Below are 216 nucleotides of genomic sequence, written 5' to 3'. Positions count from 1 at the left end.
CCAGATGAGCCAGGCCGCACAGAACCTGAACTGGCTGATCACCAATTTCGTGGACAACACCCCCGGGGTGTCCCACACCGTGGTGGTCTCCGCCGACGGTCTGCTGCTGTGCATGTCCGAGGGCTTCCCCCGGGACCGCGCCGACCAGCTGGCCGCCGTCGCCTCCGGACTGACCTCGCTGACCTCGGGTGCCAGCCGCATCTTCGAGGGCGGCGA

At 68.5% G+C, this 216-nt stretch carries 1 protein-coding gene; it reads left to right on the top strand.

Annotation, left to right across the window (positions count from 1 at the left end):
* Nucleotides 1-4: 4 nt before the first annotated feature.
* The coding region (locus tag IH44_RS0140340; RefSeq protein WP_030464805.1) for a roadblock/LC7 domain-containing protein at nucleotides 5-216 on the top strand (212 nt) is incomplete at its 3' end.

The organism is Kitasatospora sp. NRRL B-11411 (assembly GCF_000721345.1).
GTDB classification, from domain to species: domain Bacteria; phylum Actinomycetota; class Actinomycetes; order Streptomycetales; family Streptomycetaceae; genus Kitasatospora; species Kitasatospora cineracea.
The sequence above is the reverse complement of the archived record's forward strand: the minus strand, read 5'-3'. Positions and strand labels throughout refer to the sequence as shown.